16 protein-coding genes and 2 tRNA genes are annotated in these 21,378 nt (G+C 56.6%); 7 read left to right on the plus strand and 11 right to left on the minus strand.

Annotation, left to right across the window (positions count from 1 at the left end):
- Nucleotides 1–31 precede the first annotated feature (31 nt).
- Nucleotides 32–1,687: an AMP-binding protein gene (locus K5E80_RS06730; protein ID WP_220635434.1), complete on the minus strand. Its 1,656-nt coding sequence runs from the start codon at nt 1,685–1,687 to the stop codon at nt 32–34.
- A 214-nt stretch (nt 1,688–1,901) separates the two neighbouring features.
- Nucleotides 1,902–2,225, minus strand: a complete 324-nt coding sequence (gene fdxA / locus K5E80_RS06735) for a ferredoxin FdxA (protein WP_220637253.1) — start codon at nt 2,223–2,225, stop codon at nt 1,902–1,904.
- A gap of 189 nt (nt 2,226–2,414) precedes the next feature.
- Here fdxA and trxA point away from each other — a divergent pair, with 189 nt between their 5' ends.
- The 4 genes from trxA (at nt 2,415) to K5E80_RS06755 (ending at nt 6,192) form a co-directional block, all read left to right on the plus strand.
- Entirely contained in the window at nt 2,415–2,741 is a 327-nt protein-coding gene (trxA, locus tag K5E80_RS06740; RefSeq protein WP_220635435.1) for a thioredoxin TrxA, read from the plus strand.
- Nucleotides 2,742–2,916: 175 nt separating this feature from the next.
- Nucleotides 2,917–4,173, plus strand: a complete 1,257-nt coding sequence (gene rho, locus K5E80_RS06745; RefSeq protein WP_220635436.1) for a transcription termination factor Rho — start codon at nt 2,917–2,919, stop codon at nt 4,171–4,173.
- A 169-nt stretch (nt 4,174–4,342) separates the two neighbouring features.
- Nucleotides 4,343–4,666 (plus strand): c(7)-type cytochrome triheme domain-containing protein, encoded by a 324-nt coding sequence (locus tag K5E80_RS06750; protein ID WP_220635437.1) that lies wholly within the window; start codon nt 4,343–4,345, stop codon nt 4,664–4,666.
- Nucleotides 4,667–5,373: 707 nt separating this feature from the next.
- On the plus strand, nt 5,374–6,192 hold the full coding sequence (locus K5E80_RS06755; RefSeq protein ID WP_220635438.1) for a HoxN/HupN/NixA family nickel/cobalt transporter: 819 nt from the start codon (nt 5,374–5,376) through the stop codon (nt 6,190–6,192).
- A 75-nt stretch (nt 6,193–6,267) separates the two neighbouring features.
- Here the strand turns inward: K5E80_RS06755 and K5E80_RS06760 are convergent.
- Together K5E80_RS06760 and K5E80_RS06765 are read right to left on the minus strand one after the other, a co-directional pair.
- Nucleotides 6,268–6,343 (minus strand) — tRNA-Glu (locus K5E80_RS06760).
- Nucleotides 6,344–6,351: 8 nt separating this feature from the next.
- Nucleotides 6,352–6,427 (minus strand) — tRNA-Ala (locus tag K5E80_RS06765).
- Nucleotides 6,428–7,033: 606 nt separating this feature from the next.
- Here K5E80_RS06765 and mutS point away from each other — a divergent pair.
- Nucleotides 7,034–9,628: a DNA mismatch repair protein MutS gene (mutS, locus tag K5E80_RS06770; RefSeq protein WP_246590901.1), complete on the plus strand. Its 2,595-nt coding sequence runs from the start codon at nt 7,034–7,036 to the stop codon at nt 9,626–9,628.
- A 117-nt stretch (nt 9,629–9,745) separates the two neighbouring features.
- A complete protein-coding gene (locus K5E80_RS06775) occupies nt 9,746–9,847 on the plus strand; it encodes a glycogen/starch/alpha-glucan phosphorylase (RefSeq protein WP_220635439.1) in 102 nt (33 codons plus the stop codon).
- 68 nt (nt 9,848–9,915) lie between these two features.
- Here K5E80_RS06775 and K5E80_RS06780 read toward each other — a convergent pair whose 3' ends face one another.
- From K5E80_RS06780 to K5E80_RS06810, 7 genes are all read right to left on the minus strand, one after another.
- The gene (locus K5E80_RS06780; protein WP_220635440.1) at nt 9,916–10,413 is read right to left on the minus strand and encodes an FKBP-type peptidyl-prolyl cis-trans isomerase; all 498 of its coding nucleotides are present in this window, start codon (nt 10,411–10,413) and stop codon (nt 9,916–9,918) included.
- Nucleotides 10,407–10,895 (minus strand): peroxiredoxin, encoded by a 489-nt coding sequence (locus K5E80_RS06785; protein WP_220635441.1) that lies wholly within the window; start codon nt 10,893–10,895, stop codon nt 10,407–10,409. Before K5E80_RS06785 ends, K5E80_RS06780 begins: the two co-directional genes overlap by 7 nt.
- A 249-nt stretch (nt 10,896–11,144) precedes the next feature.
- Complete coding sequence (gene lpdA, locus K5E80_RS06790) at nt 11,145–12,569, minus strand: dihydrolipoyl dehydrogenase (protein WP_220635442.1); 1,425 nt, start codon at nt 12,567–12,569, stop codon at nt 11,145–11,147.
- Nucleotides 12,570–12,665: 96 nt separating this feature from the next.
- A complete protein-coding gene (odhB, locus tag K5E80_RS06795; RefSeq protein ID WP_220635443.1) occupies nt 12,666–13,907 on the minus strand; it encodes a 2-oxoglutarate dehydrogenase complex dihydrolipoyllysine-residue succinyltransferase in 1,242 nt (413 codons plus the stop codon).
- Nucleotides 13,908–13,928: 21 nt separating this feature from the next.
- Nucleotides 13,929–16,778: a 2-oxoglutarate dehydrogenase E1 component gene (locus K5E80_RS06800; RefSeq protein ID WP_220635444.1), complete on the minus strand. Its 2,850-nt coding sequence runs from the start codon at nt 16,776–16,778 to the stop codon at nt 13,929–13,931.
- Between the two features lie 207 nt (nt 16,779–16,985).
- Nucleotides 16,986–18,605 (minus strand): sensor histidine kinase, encoded by a 1,620-nt coding sequence (locus K5E80_RS06805; RefSeq protein WP_220635445.1) that lies wholly within the window; start codon nt 18,603–18,605, stop codon nt 16,986–16,988.
- Nucleotides 18,606–18,822: 217 nt separating this feature from the next.
- Nucleotides 18,823–20,148, minus strand: a complete 1,326-nt coding sequence (locus K5E80_RS06810; protein ID WP_220635446.1) for a citrate (Si)-synthase — start codon at nt 20,146–20,148, stop codon at nt 18,823–18,825.
- 204 nt (nt 20,149–20,352) lie between these two features.
- Between K5E80_RS06810 and K5E80_RS06815 the strand changes: the two genes are divergently transcribed.
- Entirely contained in the window at nt 20,353–21,342 is a 990-nt protein-coding gene (locus K5E80_RS06815) for a malate dehydrogenase (RefSeq protein WP_220635447.1), read from the plus strand.
- The last annotated feature ends 36 nt before the right edge of the window (nt 21,343–21,378 follow it).

The raw sequence follows: 21,378 nt of genomic DNA on the forward strand, positions 1-21,378 counted from the left end.
TGCGGGAATTTTACACTACGTCTTAATGACTCTATCTTAGGGCACGACGCAAAATCTTGCCCACACTGGTTTTCGGCAATTCGTCACGGAATTCGACCAGATGCGGCACCTTGTATTTGGTCAGGCTCCGGTGGCAGTGTTTGATCAGCGCCTCCGCGGTCAAATCTGGATCCTTCTTCACCACAAAGATTTTCACCACTTCGCCGGAATATTCATTGGGCACGCCAATGGCGGCCACTTCCAGTACTCCGGGATGCATGGCGACAACCGCCTCCACTTCGTTGGGGAACACCTTGAAACCAGACACTATGATCATGTCCTTCTTGCGATCGGAGATGCGCAGGAAACCATGTGTATCCATGACGGCGATGTCGCCGGTGCGCAGAAAGCCATCCGCCATCATCACGTTCGCCGTTTCAGCGGGCTGATTCCAGTAGCCTTTCATTACCTGCGGACCGCGCACGCACAACTCGCCGGGCTGGCCGAGCGGAACTTCCCTGCCCTCGTCATCGCGCAATGAAACTTCCGTCGATGGAATGGGCAGACCGACGGCGCCGTTGTAGCTTTGCAAGTCAAGCGGATTAATGGCAACACCGGGCGATGTCTCAGTCAGGCCGTAGGCTTCGATCAACTGCTTGCCGGTAATCGCTTTCCATTTCTCGGCCACCGCCTGCTGCACCGCCATACCGCCGCCGAGAGGAATGCGCAGGGAAGAAAAATCCAGGCGGGCAAAGTCCGGATTATGGACTAACGCATTGAACAAGGTATTCACCCCGGTGATGGCGGTGAAGCGGTATTTAGCTAGTTCCTTGACAAAGCCCCGGATATCACGGGGATTGACAATCAGCACGTTTTGCGCGCCCACCTTGAAGAAAGTCAGGCAGTTCGCGGTAAGCGCAAAGATATGGTACAGCGGCAAGGGAGTAACGATGATTTCGTCACCGTCGTGCAGAAAAGGTTTGATCCATGCATGTGCCTGCAGCATGTTGGCGATGATATTGCCATGCGTCAGCATCGCCCCCTTGCTGATCCCGGTGGTGCCGCCGGTGTATTGCAACAGGGCAATATCCTGCTGACCAAGGTCAGCCATTCCCAGTGTAAGCGCATGGCCCTTCGACAAGACGTCGCGCATTTGCCGCGCCTGCGGCAGCGACCATGCCGGCACTATGCGTTTGAGGTATTTGACCACGCCGTTGACCAGCCGCCCCTTGACCGGCCCAAGCAGATCACCCAGTCCTGTAACAATTACATGTCGAGTCGGTACCGTCTGCGCGATTTCCTCGAACACGTGGGCGAAATTTTCAACAATGACAATTGCTTCGGCACCCGAGTCGCGCAACTGGAACTCCAGTTCCGGCGCGGTATAAAGCGGGTTGCAGTTCACCGCCACCAGACCGGCGCGCCAGATGCCGAAAAGGCATACCGGATATTGCAGCAGGTTGGGCATCATCAACGCCACACGAGTACCACGCTGCAATTTCAGCCCGGATTGCAGATACGCAGCAAAGTCGCGCGATAGCCGATCCAGATCCGCATAGCTGATCGACCTGCCCATGCAGGTAAACGCAGTGCGCCCGGCATAGCGCTCAACCGTACGCTCGAACAATTCATTAAGCGACGCAAATTCGGCAAGGTCAATCTCGGCCGGGACTCCCGCCGGATAGCTGCTCAGCCAGATTTTTTCCATTTTGTAGCGCTTTGTCAGAACACCGATGATTCTGCTTCTTTTGGCACGATCGTATAGAGAACTGTCCACTTGACCGCAAGAATCTCACTGACTTGCATAATCAGCTCTCCTCCGTTTGTATGCACTACACTACAGTTTCATCCTAGTTCAATCACAGTAAATAAAAAAGGGCCGCAGGGTTTGCGTCCTGCGGTCCTTTTGGTATTTTTGCTGGTTATCGCTCCAGATATTTCAGCTTGTCCTTGACGCCAACCCATTCATCGGCATCCGGCAGAGGATCTTTGCGCTCGACAATCGGCTTCCAGACCTTCGATAGTTCCGCGTTCAGCGCTACGCATTGCTTCTGATCTGCCGGCAAGTCGTCTTCGGAAAAGATCGCTTCGGCCGGGCATTCGGCAACACACAAGGTGCAATCAATGCATTCATCCGGGTCGATTACCAGAAAATTCGGCCCCTCACGGAAGCAATCGACCGGGCATACATCCACGCAATCGGTGTATTTGCACTTGATGCAGGATTCAGTCACAACGTAAGTCATCGTTTTACCCCAGGGTGAGTGGCGGAAATATGTAATGGTATATTCTAGCCTTGCCTGTTTCCACTTTCCAACAGCTTTTGACTTTTCTGCCACGCCAAAACAATTTTGGCGCAACACGCAGTAAACCAGTAGTAAACTTTAAACTTCTTGCACAAGCCATATCAGGCTCGCAACGATCCAGAGGAACATATGAGCGAACACATTCAGCATGTCACGGACGGCAGCTTCAAGAGCGAAGTCCTCGATTCCCCCACACCGGTACTGGTTGATTACTGGGCCGAATGGTGTGGCCCCTGCAAGATGATTGCCCCCATTCTGGAAGAAGTCGCCAAGGAATATGCGGGGCGTCTCAAAGTGGCCAAACTGAATATTGACGATAACCCGAAGACGCCGGGCGAGCTGGGCATTCGTGGCATTCCGACGCTGATCCTGTTCAAGGGCGGCAACGCTGAAGCGACCAAGGTCGGCGCCCTGTCCAAATCACAACTCACCGCCTTTATTGACAGCAATCTGTAATACCGCTACAGTCGCCCCGAACTCGCTCGGCAGAAAGACAGAACAGCGCCATAATTTTTACGGGTTCGGGCAGTAAAACGCAGCACCGGCTTCAACGCCCCTTTCGAGTTTCACCTTTCCCTTTCGTAATTCCATGGACATTCTTGTGTCCAGTTCACTTCCACAGGTTCTTCCCATGCGTTTATCGGAGCTCAAAACCCTCCATGTCGGCCAGTTGCTGGAGACAGCCGTCGAGAACAACATTGACGGCGCCAACCGGATGCGCAAGCATGAATTGATTTTTGCGCTACTCAAGAACCAGGCCCGCAAGGGCGAACTGATCTACGGCGATGGCGCCCTGGAGGTTCTGCCCGACGGCTTCGGTTTTTTACGTTCGCCCGACACTTCCTACCTGGCGGGCACCGACGACATCTACGTCTCACCCTCGCAAATCCGCCGCTTCAACCTGCGCACCGGCGACACCATCGAAGGCGAAATCCGCACGCCAAAGGAAGGCGAGCGCTATTTCGCGATGGTGAAACTAGACACCATCAACGGCCAGCCGCCGGAAAACAGCAAGAACAAGATCCTGTTCGAGAACCTGACGCCGCTGCATCCGACCGAGCACCTCCAGCTCGAACGCGACATCAAGGCCGAGGAAAACATCACCAGCCGCGTCATCGACATCATCGCCCCGATCGGCAAGGGGCAGCGCGGATTGCTGGTATCCAGCCCCAAAAGCGGCAAGACAGTGATGATGCAGCACATCGCCCATGCCATCACCACCAACCACCCCGATGTCACCCTGATCGTGCTGCTCATCGACGAACGACCGGAAGAAGTGACGGAAATGACCCGCACCGTCAAGGGTGAGGTAGTCGCCTCGACTTTCGACGAACCCGCCACGCGCCACGTCCAGGTCGCCGAAATGGTGATCGAAAAAGCCAAGCGCCTCACCGAGCACAAGAAGGATGTTGTCATCCTGCTCGACTCGATCACACGGCTGGCCCGCGCTTACAACACTGTGCAACCGGCCTCGGGCAAAGTGCTCACCGGTGGGGTCGATGCCAATGCATTGCAAAAACCCAAGCGCTTCTTCGGCGCCGCGCGCAACATTGAGGAAGGTGGCTCACTGACGATTATCGCCACGGCGCTGGTCGAAACCGGCAGCCGCATGGACGACGTGATTTACGAAGAGTTCAAGGGCACCGGCAATATGGAAATCCATCTTGATCGGCGCATGTCGGAAAAACGCGTGTATCCGGCGATCAACGTCAACCGTTCCGGCACTCGCCGCGAAGAACTGCTGTTGAAACCGGACGTGCTGCAAAAAATGTGGGTACTGCGAAAGTTGCTCTACAACATGGACGATCTTGAAGCCATGGAATTTCTCCTCGACAAGATCAAGGCCACCAAGAATAACGCCGAGTTCTTCGACTCAATGCGACGATAACTCCCCACCAAGCCATTGTAAAGTCGCTAGACATCCTACAATTTAAAGGCCATAATTCTTTTGTGGGGACTGTGCCACAATTTTTTGTACAGGTTCTTTGACGCAAGTTTGCAGGGTATTGGCATCAAGTGGTTTTATCGTTTATCACTAAACAGAAAGGGGTAACAAAATGAAGTTCGCATGGCTGGTAGCAATGGTTATGGCTATGATTTTCTCTATGGGTAGCGCATTTGCCGTCCCACCGGGAAAGACTGTTGAATTTGCCGGAGGTGACAAGGGCAAGGTAACGTTTGACGGCAAGGTACATGCGGATAAGGGTTTGAAATGCGGCGAGTGCCACACCAACCCCAAGCTCTTCGCGATGAAGAAGGGTGGCGACAAGATCGCCATGGCTGACATTAACGCCGGCAAGTTCTGCGGCGCTTGCCACGATGGCAAGAAGGCGTTCAAGGCCGGTGATGAGGCAAACTGCGGCAAATGCCATAAGAAATAAGCTGGACTAAATCAACAAAAAAGCGACAGTGTTCCTGTCGCTTTTTTGTTGTCCTCAAGATACTGCGACTGCATGCAATATATAGTCAGTTATTAATGGGACACCATGCCAGCCCCAGCACGCAATGACTATTTGTTATTGCCACAAAGTACGCAAATATACGGAATAGGGGAATCCAGTGCATTCCAACCTTCATCGGAACTCGCCACGGCAGATGAAGGTTGCGCCTTAGTCCATGGGCGTCAATAACTGCGATTACTCGTGTGGCCTGACCAGACTTGTTGCGCATGGCTGAACATGCCAGCCTTCCTGGCAGAATAAACCTGACAACCTCATTTGAATCACGGCGACAGGCGGGGCGGCAGAAAATCAATAGCTTGCCAATGGACTTCGTTTCATCCAATGGGTGAGACGCCGCATGCCTGCCATGCCTTGTGTTTTCGCCGTGTCGCCGTGTTCGCCGTGGCGAACTGCTTTTTCAGAACAAAGCAAATGCATTAAATCGTTTGCGCGATGCCCGATATCCGGCGATTGCTGGCGTTATCTGCTGGATCGGGCGATAACCTGCTTTCCCCGCAGAACTGAACGGCGTAGGATTAACTACTCAACCTGAAACCAATGAGTAACTACATGAAACCCCAAGTGCGACATGGTGTGCACGTAATGGCAAAAACGCTGCGCCCGTCCAATATGTGAATTGACTACCCATGGATGCTTCGCTTCCGCAAGAATGGTCCGCGCTTTGCGTGCTGGTATTCGTGCTTGGCCTGAAGCACGGTTTCGATGCGGATCACCTGGCGACCATCGATAGTCTCACGCGCTTCAACTCGCGAACCCGGCCATGCCTGGCGCGCCGCTGCGGCATGCTGTTTTCGCTTGGGCATGGTTTCGTGATGATTGTCATCGCCCTGCTGGTTGGCACCCTGGCACAGCACTGGCTGGTGCCGGCATGGCTGACTGCATTCGGCGCCTGGGTATCCGTTGTCTTCCTGCTCTCTATCGGCGTTGTCAACGTGCATGCCGTGCTGCGCGCTGAACCAGGCGAGGTTGTACGTGCGGTCGGACTCAAGGGCCGCTTTCTTGGGCGCCTGGCGGAGGCGGCCAGCCCGTTCTGGGTAGCACTGGTCGGCGCCCTGTTCGCGCTGTCTTTCGATACCGTTAGCCAGGCAGCCCTGTTCGCGCTGACGGCGACCCGGTTCGGCGGATGGCAGCACCCCCTGGCACTGGGCCTGCTGTTCATGCTCGGCATGCTGGTGACCGACGGAGCGAACGGAATCTGGATCTCGCGCCTGATCCTGCGCGCGGACCGGATTGCCGCACTCGCCTCGCGCGTTATGAGCCTGGCGGTTGCCGGCATCAGCCTGCTGGTCGGCACCTTCGGTGTGATGAAATTGTCATTGCCGGCCGTCGCTGCCTGGAGCGAGCGCAGGGAATCCTATTTCGGCATTGCGGTGGTCAGCGTTGTCGCCTTCAGCTTCCTGCTAGCTGTCAGGATGTCGCGCGGACGAAGTGTCAAGATTGGCTAACCCTGTTAATTGACTTTAGAAAGCTGTTTTATAAAGAAAAACACCGACTCACTGGTCGGTGTCGTTCTTCGATACTGGCGTCCCCACGGGGATTCGAACCCCGGTTCACACCGTGAAAGGGTGTTGTCCTAGGCCTCTAGACGATAGGGACTTCGTCCTTGGTGGAGGTACGCGGGATCGAACCGCGGACCTCTTGCATGCCATGCAAGCGCTCTCCCAGCTGAGCTATACCCCCTCAAGAGAGCGCGCATTATACGGAGCGCTTGATGAGGTGTAAAGCGGGAGCGATAAAATCGTGACAAGTGGTCAATTGAGCCTTTTGTCTGGTCCATGCAGGTTATGCAGTGCAATTTGATTGACCCCGCCCCACCAACAGAAAGGGCCACCCTGATCCGGCAGCCTTTTTTCTTTGTCCCAGTTCCATTTAATCATATTGAATAATTATCGGCGCCGTAACTCGGAACTCCGGAACATTTTCATCTGGCTTGAGTATTCGGGCTTCAGCTTCCACACGTATCACAAGGTCTTTATACTGCTGCTAGACTCGCAATCAGGCTTGAATCAGTCAAGCATGGCATAGTAACGTTTGTGCTGCCCCTCATGCACAACTGTCGCGGCAAGACTCCCGGCTGTTGCACTGTGCGCGACCAATGGAATAAGGCTTGTGCTGGCGCCGGAATTGGTGACCCCAGCCTGCGAGCGATGGCGGAGAAAGCCGCAAAATCACTGGGAAGAGGAAAATCCCGCTACGCTACGCCGAACTTCAACAGGATGACAGCCCATTTCCTCGGCGACAGGGAAGTTCAGATCGTGGATAGACCAAGTTTTAGACAGGCACTGGATGCTAGATAAAGGCAATACGGATAACAAAGAGTTGGGCCATACCCCCATGATGCAGCAGTATCTGCGCCTCAAGGCGCAGCATCCTGGCACCCTGCTGTTCTATCGGATGGGTGACTTTTACGAAATGTTCTTCGACGACGCTGCCAAGGCCGCACGTCTGCTGGACATCACGCTGACCGCGCGTGGGCAGTCCGCCGGCAAGCCGATTCCAATGGCCGGCGTGCCCTATCACGCCGTAGAGCAATATCTCGCCAAACTGGTGAAGCTGGGTGAATCGGTTGCCATTTGCGAGCAGATCGGCGACCCCGCCACCAGCAAGGGGCCGGTGGAGCGAGCAGTAACACGCATCGTCACGCCGGGCACGCTCACCGATGCCGCCCTGCTCGACGACAAGACTGACAGTCTGCTGCTGGCGCTGAATTTTGGTACCGGGATCGACAAACGGCAGGCTGGTCTGGCCTGGCTCAATCTCGCCAATGGCGACCTGCGCCTGCTTGACACCGATACCGATTCGCTGGCTGCGCATCTGCAGCGCTTGAGCCCCGCCGAGATACTTCTACCGGACAACAGGGACGGCACCGTTTTGGAAATCAATGCCACCGCAGTTCGCCGCCTGCCTGAATGGCACTTCGACACCGAATCGGCGCAACGCGCGTTGACGCAGCATTTCAGCACCCGCGATCTTGCCGGCTTCGGCATCGACAGTCCCACGCCCGCCCTGGGTGCGGCGGGAGCCTTGTTCGAATATGCGCGCGCCACGCAACTGCAAACTCTCGCACATATCACAGGCATCGCCGTCGAACACGAAGGAGAGTATCTGCGTCTCGATCCGGCAACGCGACGCAATCTGGAAATCAGCGAGACCTTGTCGGGCAAGGCTGCTCCCACCCTGCTCTCCCTGCTCGACACTTGCGCTACCAGCATGGGCTCGCGCTGGCTGCGCCACTGCCTGCATCACCCGCTGTCCGATCGCAAGGCAGCAGCTGCGCGGCAGACGGCCGTCGCACAAATCATCGGTGTCGAAGGAAAACATCCCTTGTCTGCGCTGCATGCGGAACTCAAAGGCATCGCCGACATCGAGCGCATCACCGCGCGCATCGCACTGAAGAGCGCGCGGCCGCGCGATCTTTCCTCGTTGCGTACCAGTCTCGCCCATCTGGGCACATTGCAGGCGCCACTTGCTGCACTTGACTCGACCTTGCTGGCGGACTTGCACCACGATCTCGACACTCCGACAGAATGCCTTGATCTACTGGCCGCTGCGATACAACCAGAGCCGTCCGTGGTGCTGCGCGAAGGCGGCGTCATCGCCACCGGTTATTCCGCGGAACTTGACGAACTGCGCGGCATCCAGAGCAACTGCGGCGAATTCCTGCTCGCGCTCGAAGCCCGCGAACGCGAGCGCACTGGCATCGCCAATCTGCGCGTCGAATTCAACAAGGTGCATGGCTTCTATATCGAGGTCACTCATGCCAATGTCGAACGCATCCCCGACGATTACCGCCGCCGTCAGACACTGAAAAACGCCGAGCGCTACATTACCCCTGAATTGAAAGCATTCGAGGACAAGGCACTGTCCGCCAACGAACGCGCCCTGGCGCTGGAAAAGCGACTCTATGATGCTGTGCTCGAATCGCTGTCAGCGTGGATTTCCCCATTGCAGCGCATTGCGAAGGCCATCGCCCTGCTTGACGGTCTCTGTGCCTTCGCCGATGCCGCAGTCGTTCACGATTATTGCGCCCCGACATTCCGCGATGAATACGGTATTGGCATTGTTGCCGGACGTCATGCCGTAGTCGAACAGCAGGTCGACAGCTTCATCCCCAACGATACGCGTCTGGGTCCTGCCCGCCGCACCCTGTTGATCACTGGCCCCAATATGGGCGGCAAGTCGACCTACATGCGTCAGGTGGCGCTGATCGTATTGCTTGCCCATTGCGGCAGCCTCGTTCCGGCACAGGGATGCGCCCTCGGCCCGATCGATGCGATTTACACACGCATCGGCGCCGCCGACGAACTGGCCTCGGGCCGCTCCACCTTCATGGTCGAAATGACCGAAGCAGCCGCGATCCTGAACGGCGCGACCGGCAACAGCCTGGTCTTGATGGACGAGATCGGGCGCGGCACCTCCACCTTCGACGGCCTTGCGCTAGCCTTTGCAATCGCGCGCCACCTCATCGAAAAGAACCGCGCCCTGACCCTGTTCTCCACGCATTATTTCGAACTGACGCGCCTGGCGCAGGAACATCCGGAATGCGCCAATGTCCATCTCGATGCCGTCGAGCACGGCAAGCGCATCGTCTTCATGCACGCCGTAGAAGAAGGCCCCGCCTCGCAGAGTTACGGCATCCACGTCGCCGCCCTGGCCGGCATTCCGGCTGCCGTGTTGCGCGATGCGCGCAAGCAATTGGCAAAACTTGAAAACAACCAACTCGCCGCGACACAACAATCCGATTTGTTTGCACCGCCGCCTCACGTGGAACCGCCACAAGCGCATCCGGTCATTGCCGCCCTGGACGAGACCGATCCCGACGCTCTGTCGCCACGAGAGGCGCTGCAACGGCTCTATGACCTCAAGCGCCTGCTCGACTGATCACGGCGGGATGGAATCCTCTCGCTTGGTTTAATCTGTCTCAGCTATGCCAGAATGCATTAATCCGACAGAATGGAGCTAACTCGCATGATCGCCAGCGCACCCCCGAGGATGAAAATGCGTAATGTCGCGCGCATGGGGAAATTCTCGTCCGATCGCACCATCGCCGAATACTGCCGCGACATCTGGCGGGTGGCACCGACTCCGGTGGAACTCTAAACAGGTTCGAGATTCAAGGGGGAACGCATCGACCTTGAACCTTGGGCCTTGAATCTTGCACCTTGGATTTAGTGGTGATGACCGCCCGGCTCGTGAATATGACCGTGCGAAACTTCTTCCGCTGTAGCGATGCGTACATCGCTGACTTCACAAGTGAATACCAGTGTCTGCCCTGCCAGGGGATGATTACCGTCGATGACGACCTTGTCATCGGTGATATCGGTAATAGTGTAGAGCACGTCGTCTTCCTGCAGAGTCCCTCCCAATTCCTGTTCCGTGGCACGCTCGAACTGCATGCCAACCTCAATGGAGTCGGGAAAAAGATTACGCGGCTCGATGAAAACCAGTTCGGCATCGTATTCGCCGAACGCATCGTTCGGCTGAAGCCTGATGTCCAGCTTGTCGCCAACCGCCTTGCCTTGCAGGGATTCTTCAATGCGAGGAAAAATGCCATCGTAACCGCCATGCAGGTAGACCAGTGGCGCACTGCCTTCATCGACAAGATTGCGGTCACTGTCCGTCACACGGTAGGAAAGCGTAACGACGGTATTTTTTGTAATCAACATGCAACCTTCTCCTTGCCGTTAAGTTCTTTGACCAGGCGGTAAATCTCCGCCGCATGGCCCTTCGGATTTACGTCGTAAAAAGCATGACGGATAATTCCGGATTTGTCGATGATGAAAGTGGAACGCACTACGCACAGTTTGCGATGGCCGTCCTTTTCCTTCATCTGCGCAACCCCGTATTTTTTACAGACTTCCCCGTCCTCGTCGGAAAGCAGGCGAATGGACAAGCCGTTCTTGTCCCGGAAATCGGCATGGCGCAGGCAATCATCGCGCGACACGCCACAGATGACACAATTCAACCGATTAAACTCTTCCTCATGGTCGCTGAATTCGGTTGCTTCCAGCGTGCAGTACGGTGTGCCATCCTTCGGATAGAAAAAAAGCACTGCATGCTGGCGCCCGCGCAAGCTATCGAATGCAAACATCTCCATGTCAGCATCAGGCAAGGTAAACGCTGGCGCGAGTTGTCCAGTTTGCAGCATGTGGTCTCCTCTTATACTGGGAACGATTCTAAACGAAGCCCGGGAGAAATTTGTAAAGTACCACGATAATTGGCGCTACCCACCTAATGAGCTGGGACTCACGGCGCCAGCAGTAAAAGCATTTACCACAGAGGACATGACCGAAGGAAATCCCCGTGGGACAGAGATCGCCGAGAACTTCAAAAAACACCTCGGCGAAAACCAGAAACCGGAAATGGTTTTTCTCCGTGTCCTCTGTGGCTTAAAGTATTAAAAATGCAGCGAACGCTTGTCCACCGCGAGCGCTGCCTCGTGCATGGCTTCGGAGAGCGTCGGATGAGCGTGGCAGATGCGCGCGATATCTTCGGACGATGCCCCGAACTCCATCGCGACAACCGCCTCGGCAATCAGTTCAGACGCATTGCTGCCGATAACATGCACCCCCAATATGCGATCGGTCCTGGCATCCGCCAGCATCTTGACGAAGCCGGTGGTGTCGCCCTGCCCCAGCGCGCGACCGTTGGCGGCAAACGGAATCTGAGCCGCGCGGTATTCGATGCCTTCGTTCTTGAGTTGCTGCTCGGTCTTGCCGACCCAGGCGATTTCAGGATGGGTGTACATCACCCACGGAATGACATCGTAATTGACATGCCCGGCTTGCCCGGCGATCAGCTCGGCGACCATGACGCCTTCTTCCATGCCCTTGTGCGCCAGCATCGGACCGCGGACAATGTCACCGACCGCCCATACGTTTTCCAGGTTGGTACGGCAGTGGCCATCGACAGCTATCCGGCCCTTGTCATCGAGCTTGAGAGCGACGCTCTCAATCCCGAGATCCGCGGTGTTCGCCATACGGCCAACGGAGACAATCAGCTTGTCCACTTCCAGCGTTTTTGCTTCGTCGCCGGATTCGTACTCGACCGCAATGCCCTTCTTCGATTGGGTAACCTTGTTGATCTTGATGCCGAGCTGGATGTTCAGGCCCTGCTTTTGCGTAAAGACCTTCCATGCTTCGCGCGCCACCGACTGATCCGCCGCCGCAAGAAAATCCGGCAACGCTTCGAGAATCGTGACTTCGCTGCCGAGACGTTTCCACACCGAACCGAGTTCGAGTCCGATCACGCCGGCGCCGATCACCCCCAGGCGTTTCGGCGCCTGGTCGAAACACAGCGCGCCGGCATTGTCGCAAATCACCTTATTGTCGACCGGTATGCCATCCAGATGACGGGCGCGGGAGCCGGTGGCAACGATGACATGCCTGGCTTCGACGATCTCGCCCCCAACATCAACTTGCCAATGCCCATCGCCGCGCCCGGCGAACTTGCCGTGACCGGGCAGCAATGTGACCTTGTATTTCTTGAACAAACCGCGAATCCCGCTCGTCAGCTGGGTGACGATATTGTCCTTGCGCCGAATCATGGTGGCAACATCCATCTTGATATCGCCCACCGTTATGCCGTGCATCACGAAACTGTGTCCCGCTTGATCAAACAGTTCCGATGATTGCAGCAATGCCTTCGAAGGAATGCAGCCTTCGTTGAGGCAAGTCCCGCCAAGCCGTACTTCGCCCTTGGGGTCGGCATAGGACCGCGACTCGATGCAGGCGGTTGACATCCCCAACTGCGCGGCACGAATCGCCGCCACATAGCCGCCGGGACCGGCGCCGATCACTACTACGTCAAATTGTTTCGCCATTTGTATTTCCTTCGGAAGGGAAGGGGAAAAGGTGAAGAGGGAAGGGTTGTAGCGCTTTTACCCTTCCCCCCTTCTCCCTTCGCCCTTCACCAAATCTTAAATATCCAGCAGTAGGCGCGCCGGGTCTTCCAGCGCTTCCTTGATCGCCACCAGGCCGAGCACGGCTTCGCGGCCGTCGATGATGCAGTGGTTGTAGGACATGGCCAGATAATTGATCGGACGAATCACGACCTGTCCATTCTCGACCACCGGACGCTCCTGTGTCGCATGCACGCCAAGAATTGCTGACTGCGGCGGATTGATGATGGGGGTCGACAACATCGAGCCAAACACACCGCCGTTGGAAATCGAAAAGGTACCGCCAGTGAGCTCCTCCAGCGAAAGTTTGCCGGCCTTGGCCTTGGCGCCGAACTCGGCAATCTTTTTCTCGATCTGCGCCAACGACATCTGGTCGACATCGCGCAGGATCGGCACCACGAGGCCGCGCGGGCTGCTCACGGCAATGCCGATGTCAAAATAGCCATGGTAGACGATGTCATTGCCGTCGACTGAGGCATTGAGTACCGGATAACGCTTGAGTGCGGCGACAGCGGCCTTGACGAAAAAGGACATGAAACCGAGCTTGACGCCATGCTCCTTCTCAAACTTGTCCTTGTATTTATTGCGCAGTTCCATGACCGCGGCCATGTTGACTTCGTTGAACGTGGTCAAAATGGCGTTCTGCACCTGCGATTGCAGCAGGCGTTCGGCAACGCGCGCGCGCAGCCGGGACATCGGCACACGCTGTTCGGCACGATCGGCGACAATCGTTTCTGCGCTGATCGCGGCAGGCTGCGGCAGTGCCGGCTTGCTCACTGCTGCGGCAGGCATAACGGCTGCTGGCGCCGCCGGCGCTGGCCTGGTGCCGAGTACATCTTCTTTAAGTATGCGCCCGCCGCGACCCGATCCGGTAATCTCCGCAGCCGTCAGACTTTTTTCCTCCATCAGCTTGCGCGCTGCGGGCATCACGGCTGCCGGGGACGGCAAACTCGTGGCGGAAACTGCTGCCGCGGGAGTCGCGGCTGTGTTAGCGGCAGAGGGAACGGCCTTGGCGGCCGCGCCATCGGTGTCGATATGGGCAATGACCTCGCCCGCCACGACCGTGGCGCCATTGTCTTTCAACACTTTCACCAGAACCCCCGCCTCGGTGGCAGGAAGTTCGAGCACTACCTTGTCGGTTTCGACGTCGACCAGGTTTTCATCCCGGGCAACCGCGTCTCCGACCTTCTTGTGCCAGTTTGACAGCGTGGCTTCGGCAACCGATTCGGACAGTTGCGGAACTTTGACTTCGATCAGCATGAGGTTCTCACTTTCTGTTTTTTATTCCGGCGCTTTCAGTTTGCCAAAGGCATCTTCGATGACGGCTTTTTGCTGGGCGTTGTGCTTGGCGTAATAGCCGACGGCGGGAGAAGCGGAGGCCGGGCGGCTGACAAGCAACAGCGACTGGTTGGGAGCGATTGCCTTCACCATGTGCTGGCGCGATACCAGCCAGTACCACATGCCCTGATTGCGCGGCTCTTCCTGACACCAGACGATCTCGGTGGCTTTCGGCCACTTCCTGAGTTCCGCATCAAAGGCCTTTTGGGGAAAAGGATAAAGTTGTTCGAGGCGCACGATGGCGGTGTTCTGGATCTTGTTTTCGCGGCGGTGCGCCATCAGTTCGTAATAAATCCTGCCGCTGCAAAGCACCACGCGCGTCACTTTCTTCGGATCGAGTTCATCCACCTCGCTGATCACGGTCTGGAACCTGCCCTTGGCCAGATCGTCGAGCGAAGACACGGCATCCTTGTGGCGCAGCAGCGATTTCGGCGTAATGATGACCAGCGGTTTGCGGAGCTTCCTCAGCATCTGCCGGCACAAGAGATGGAAAATTTGCGCCGGTGTGGTGGGAATGCAAACCTGCCAGTTATGTTCGGCGCATAGGCTCATGTAGCGCTCGATGCGCGCGGAAGAATGCTCCGGCCCCTGGCCTTCGTAGCCATGCGGCAGCATCAGGGTGAGGCCCGAAAGCCGGCCCCACTTGGCCTCGCCCGAAGCGATGAACTGGTCGATGACGACCTGCGCGCCATTCGCAAAATCGCCGAACTGCGCTTCCCAGACCACCAGTTCATTCGGTTTGAAAGTCGAGTAACCGTATTCGAAAGCCAGCACCGCTTCTTCGGATAATATGGAGTCGATGACGACGAACCGCGCCTGCTTGTCGTCGACGTGCTGCAATGGAGTATAGGTGCCGGCATCCCATTTTTCGCGGTTCTGGTCGTGCAATACCGCATGACGATGGAAAAAAGTACCCCGTCCGGTATCTTCGCCGGAAAGACGCACACTATAGCCCTGCGTCAGCAGGGAAGCATAGGCCAACGTCTCGCCCATGCCCCAGTCCAGTGGCAGTTTGCCCTCGCCCATCAGGCGGCGGTCGTCAATGATTTTCTGCACGCGCGAATGCAGCGTCAGGTCGTCCGGCAGCGTTGTCACGGCTCTGGCAAGGCGTTTCAGCTCCGTCATGGGCACCTTGGTGGTGCACTCATCGGTGTATTTCTGACCAAAAAACTGTGTCCAGTCAGGCGCGTACTTGCGCTTGTAGTTCGCCAACACGGGGTTGTAAAGCAGTTCGCCCCGATCCAGCGCGGCACGATAGTCCTTGATGATCTGATCGGGTTCATCAATACTGCAGACACCCTGCGCAACCAGCTTGTCACCATACAACTTGCGCGTACCGGGATGGGCATGTACTTTCTTGTACATCAGCGGCTGTGTCACCATCGGCTCGTCCTGCTCGTTGTGGCCGAGCTTGCGGAAGCAAACCAGGTCCACCACCACGTCCTTCTTGAAGGTCTGGCGAAATTCCATGGCCAGTTGCGTCACCAATGCCACGGCTTCCGGATCGTCGCCATTCACATGGAATATCGGCGCCTCGATCATCTTGAAGATATCGGTGCAATACAGCGAGGAACGATAGTCACGCGGATCGGAAGTGGTAAAACCGATCTGGTTATTCACCACAATATGAAAGGTGCCCCCTGTGCCATAGCCGCGCGTGCTGGAAAAATTCAGGGTTTCCTGATTCACGCCCTGCCCGGCCACGGCGGCATCGCCGTGCAGAAGAACAGCCATGACCAGATTGCCCCCCTTGTCGGCGCGGTGGCGCTGGCGCGCAAATACCGAGCCCTCGACCACCGGGTTAACGATTTCGAGGTGCGAGGGATTGAATGCCAATGACAGATGCACCGGGCCGCCCGGTGTGCTCACATTTGAAGCAAAACCCATGTGGTATTTGACATCGCCCGATGTCAAGTCTTCGACATGCTTGCCCTCGAACTCGGAGAACAGCATCGCCGGTGCCTTGCCCAGCACGTTGACCAGCACATTGAGACGGCCGCGATGCGCCATGCCGATGACGATTTCCTCGATACCCAGGCCACCGCCGATGCGAATCAACTGATCGAGCGCCACAATGGTCGATTCGCCGCCTTCGAGTGAGAAACGTTTCTGCCCGACATACTTGGTATGCAGATAACGTTCCAGTGTCTCGGCCGCGGTCACGCGCTGCAAGAAACGCTTCTTGTCCTCAACCGGATACTGGGAAGTGGAGCGAATCGGTTCCAGCCGCGACTGCAGCCAGCGCTTCTGCGCCTCGTTGTTCAAGTACATGTATTCGATGCCGATTGAACCGCAGTAAGTCTGCCGTGCGGCATCAAGAATCTCGCGCAGCGTGGCATGGGCGGACCCGGTCGCTGCGGCAAAGGAGCCGACATTGAATGTCTGCCCCAGATCGGCCTCGGTAAAGCCGTAGAAGGAAGGCTCCAGTTCGGCGATCTGTGGTCGTTCGGAACGCTTGAGCGGGTCGATCTGCGCCCAGTGGTTGCCAAGGGACCGGTAGGCCTCGATCAGCTGCAGAACCTTGACCTGCTTCTCGACCGCCGCCGCACCAGTCTGCGCAGCAGGCTTGAACAGGCCCTCCTTCGCCCGTTCGGCAAAAGACGCAATGATCGGACCATGCGCCACATCGGGACCGGTATAGCTACCAGCGCCGGGCAGGGTGCCAAGCTTGTCGAAATAGTCGCGCCAGGCGGGATCTACCGCGGCCGGATTGACGAGGTATGCCTCGTACAACTCTTCGATGAAGGGCGCATTGGCGCCGAAGAGGTAAGAGTTGGTTAACATTTGTTTCATCTCGATGTCACCTGTACGGGATGGATCATTAACTTCTTCCATTGTCGCACCCAGTCCATGGCGCGTGCCAGCAAAAAGATGCCGGACACATCACAACCAGGATGCCGGGCGCTTTGTGCGCCATGCCCGAATAGTGATCGACGTTCGGACAGGATTTGCGCGTGACGAAGTATTACACGCAATAGTCAAAACTGCCGGCTTGACGCCTTAGCTCACTTCCGAAGACAATTTTTGGCGCGCCAGCAGATCGAGCGGGAACGGCTCGGTGCCATGAAACTCCGGGGAAGTGGCGAAGAACCGGGGCGCGCCGGACAAATGGACGGAGATATGCGGGTCAAGTCCTGTCGCGATGAGTTTGCGCGCAATTCGGATACCCTCGTCTCGAACCATGCGCTTGAAACGTTCGATATCACGATCGGCTTCGGGCACTTCCTTGAAGTCAAAGTAATCTCCGACACTCTGGGACGGCTTGAGTATCACAATGGGACGTTTTAGCTCGTCTTCCTCCATACGCCCACGATAGGTCGCCTGGAAGTACATGGGTGAAAGATCCTCGTGCGAGATATTCCATTCGCGCTCATAGGGCTTATGCGCGAACATCTCGACCCGGTCGTCCTCCGTGATGGCGATGGCGAAGATACACCCGGGGAACTGGGCCCGGGACTTCTGATAGGCATCAAAGAGGAGCTTGCCGTATGCACGTTCTTCATCGTTGCCCTTGCTGGATGCCAGCTCCTGCGACAGAGCTGGCGCCGCTGCCACGGCAGTGGCCGCCGGCGTCACATCCACTGATGACGTTCGCGCCGTGTCAGGCTCTGCTGGCATGGACCGGTATTTCTCCGGCAGGCGATGCATTTTCTGATATGACGGGTCCGGTGGCAAAACCTTGTCTTTCAGGTAAGGCAGGCGCAGCGTGATAGTCGTTCCCTTGCCTATCTCGCTCTCTATCGCAAGTTCGCCGCCGAACTCGGCAATTGTCTGGCGCACAAACACAAAGCCGAGCGAGTGAACTTCGCCGTCAAGTGTCTGACGGTCAGTAAGGAGTTGCTGGATCTTCCCCGGCGACATGCCCACGCCGTCATCGCGCACGCGCAGGGCCACACGGTCGCCTTCGATGATGCTGCTCACATGCACAACGCCCGCCTTGCGTCCGCTCATGGCATCGACGGCATTCATGACCAGGTTGAAATACATACGGCGGAAACGCGGACGCCTGCCGACGATGACCGCCGACTCTATCCGTTCTAATTGCAATTCAACTCTTGCTTCGGACTTCTCTATTACATATCCATAAACAACGTCCTGCGTGAAATCGCGGACATCCTCTGCAATATCAAACTCCTCCTTGGCGTTCGGGTCATTCGACTCCTGGCGAAAAGCAGAAATGCGCAGATGCACACCGTAGAGCCAGCTGATGCAGTTGCGGTAGTGGCGCCGCGAGCGCACCGAGCGCGCCTCTTTGGGCAAAAAGGAAAGTACCTGATCCGACCGCCCCCACAGCGGGCTGAGAATGAGATGGAGGGTCTCATGGATAGCGTCGATATAGCGCCGTCCAAGAAGCAGTATCGTCTGGTCCGGCGAGAAACTCTTCACCGCGTTCGAATAGTCCTGGAAAGCCTTGCGCGCAACGCCCAGCTTGGACTTCAGCTCTTGAACGTCCGCCGCGTGCAGAACCTGCGCCTGCTCGATGTTGTAAATCTCGAGGTCGGTATTCAGGGTGACGTGATAATGCAGGATCTCGTTGAAAAAGCCCTCGACCCGGAGGTCATGAACAAGGAACTTGATTTCCGCGACATCCTTCTTGATCCCTTCCTTGTAGTCGGGCATGGCTTGTGAGGAATCGCCTGCTTGACCCGTCGTCACCGTTCAGCCCCTATCGCACGCTTCAAAGATAAATTCATTATACAAGCAGGGCAAGATGGCTGCGTATTTGCGTACGCAGCACTGCCATCTCCATGGTAGTCGGCAAGATGCCCGTGCAATCGAAGTGGGCTCTGCTTCAGCAGAGCCCCTACCCTTGCTCTGACGAGTTGGTTGCAGTTGCTTACTTAATGCCGCCTTCGGCCGCCCACTTCTCGAGCATGTCGGTAGTAACGGACTTGGGCCGCTCAAGGGCATAGCCCAACGCACGGTCCCAGGTGATGTTGGCCATGCAACCAAGAGCGCGCCCCACACCGAACAAGACAGTATAGAAGTCCCAGTGCTTGACCCCGTAGTACCACTGGATGACACCTGACTGCGCATCGACGTTCGGCCAGGGGTTCTTGGTATGGCCGTGTTCGGAAAGCACCCCAGGAGCGACCTCGAATATCATGGAAACCAACTTGAACAGCGGATCGTCTTTAAGACCTGGGGTCTTGAGGCAGAATTCGCGCTGCGACATATAGCGCGGATCGGTCTTGCGCAGCACGGCGTGGCCGTAGCCCGGAATGACCTGGCCAGAATTGAGAGTATCCCAAAGAGCTTTGGTGATCAATTCCTTGGTAGGTTCAACGCCTTTGCAGTATTTCTCCTGGAACTTCATGGTCCAGCTGAGCACTTCCTGGTTGGCAAGGCCGTGAAGCGGTCCAGCCAAGCCGCTAAGGCCGGCAGAGTAGGCATAGTAAGGGTCGGACAACGCCGAGTGCACAAGGTGGGTGGTGTGCGCGGAAACATTGCCGGATTCGTGGTCGGAGTGGAGGATGAAGTACATGCGGGCTACGTCTTTGTACTCTTCGCTCTGGCCGATCATATGGGCGAAATTGGCACCCATGTCGAGCTTGGGATCGATGGCGATCTGCTTGTCGTCCCGGTACTTCAGGTTGTATATGAAAGCGGCGATCACGGGTATGCGTGCCACGAGGTCACTGGCATCCTCGTATACCTGTTCCCAGGCATTCGTCTTGTTGAACTTGCCCGAGTTGTAGTAGGCGGCAAACTTGGAATCCCTCTGTAAAGCTAGAATCCCAATGGAGAGCATCGCCATCGGATGACTGTCGCGCGGCAGGGTGCGGATCACGTCGAACACATACGGGGGAACCGACTGCCTTGTTTTCCACTGTGCCACAACCTCATCCACCTGGGCCTGAGTCGGAACTTCCCCGGTCAGGAGAAAATACCAGAAGGACTCGACGGTCGGATAAGCAGAACCGGCAGCCTTGGGCAGGGCCGCAAAGGTTTCGGGAATGGTCTTGCCCCTGAAGCGAATCCCCTCTTGAGGATCGAGGGAGGAAATATCCGTGACCAGACACTTGATGTCCCGGGCACCACCCATGCACTGGCCGATATCGACCTTGTCGATAACAATGTCTGCAAATTCCTTGGTGAGTCTTGCGGTACGTGGGCGATGCGCTTGTATCTTTTCCGACAACTTATCTTTTAACTGCGTCATGTGCCCAATCTCCTGTTGCTTACTGTTAAATTAAATGGCTGCGGACAAAGCCTAAATTTTTATTCTCAAGTATCTTTCGATTGCCTGTCGTTGACGAAGATCAAGACTGGCTCTGGCGAATGCCATCACTATATTTGAGCACATTGCCTTCAACAACGTACACTTTTTTTACCAACCCCAACCCTTCCTCTAGGAGAATCAGAAATGGCCAAAGCCCCCGTTCGTGTCGCAGTTACCGGCGCCGCCGGACAAATCGGTTATGCCCTGCTGTTCCGTATCGCCAGTGGCGAAATGCTGGGCAAGGATCAGCCCGTGATCCTGCAAATGCTCGAACTGCCGATCGACAAGGCCCAAGCCGCACTAAAAGGCGTGATGATGGAACTCGAAGACTGCGCCTTCCCGCTGTTGGCGGGCATGGTCGGCACCGCCGATCCTAAGGTGGCGTTCAAGGATGCGGATTATGCGTTGCTCGTCGGCGCCAAACCGCGCGGCCCCGGTATGGAACGCAAGGACCTGCTCATGGAAAACGCCAAGATTTTCATCGAGCAGGGCAAGGCGCTGGACGCAGTCGCCTCGCGCAACATCAAGGTACTGGTGGTGGGCAATCCGGCCAACACCAATGCCTGGATCGCCATGAAGTCGGCGCCGAGCCTGCCCAAGGAGAATTTCACCGCAATGCTGCGCCTTGACCATAACCGCGCCCTGTCGCAACTGGCCAGCAAGACCGGCAAGCCGGTCGACAGCATGGAGAAATTGATCGTATGGGGCAATCACTCGCCCACCATGTACCCCGATTACCGCTTCGCCACCATCGCCGGCCAGGCCGCCCCAGCCGCCGTCAATGACGATGCCTGGTACAAGAACGAATTCATTCCCAAAGTCGGCAAGCGCGGCGCCGCGATCATCGAGGCGCGCGGCGTTTCCTCCGCCGCTTCGGCTGCCAACGCCGCCATTGACCACATGCGCGACTGGGCACTTGGCACCAATGGCAAGTGGGTCACCATGGGCGTTCCCTCAGATGGCAGTTACGGTATTCCCGAAGGTACCCTCTATGGCGTACCCGTCACCTGTGTCGGCGGCAAGTACCAACGCGTCACCGGCTTGGCAATCGATGACTTCTCGCGCCAGAAAATGGACTTCACGCTTAAGGAATTGCAGGAAGAGCAGGACGGCGTCAAATCGATGCTGGGCTGAGTAAAATAGCAAAAACATAGTCACAGAGATCACAGT

It is taken from the genome of Georgfuchsia toluolica, from assembly GCF_907163265.1.
In the GTDB taxonomy this organism is placed as follows: Bacteria; Pseudomonadota; Gammaproteobacteria; order Burkholderiales; family Rhodocyclaceae; genus Georgfuchsia; species Georgfuchsia toluolica.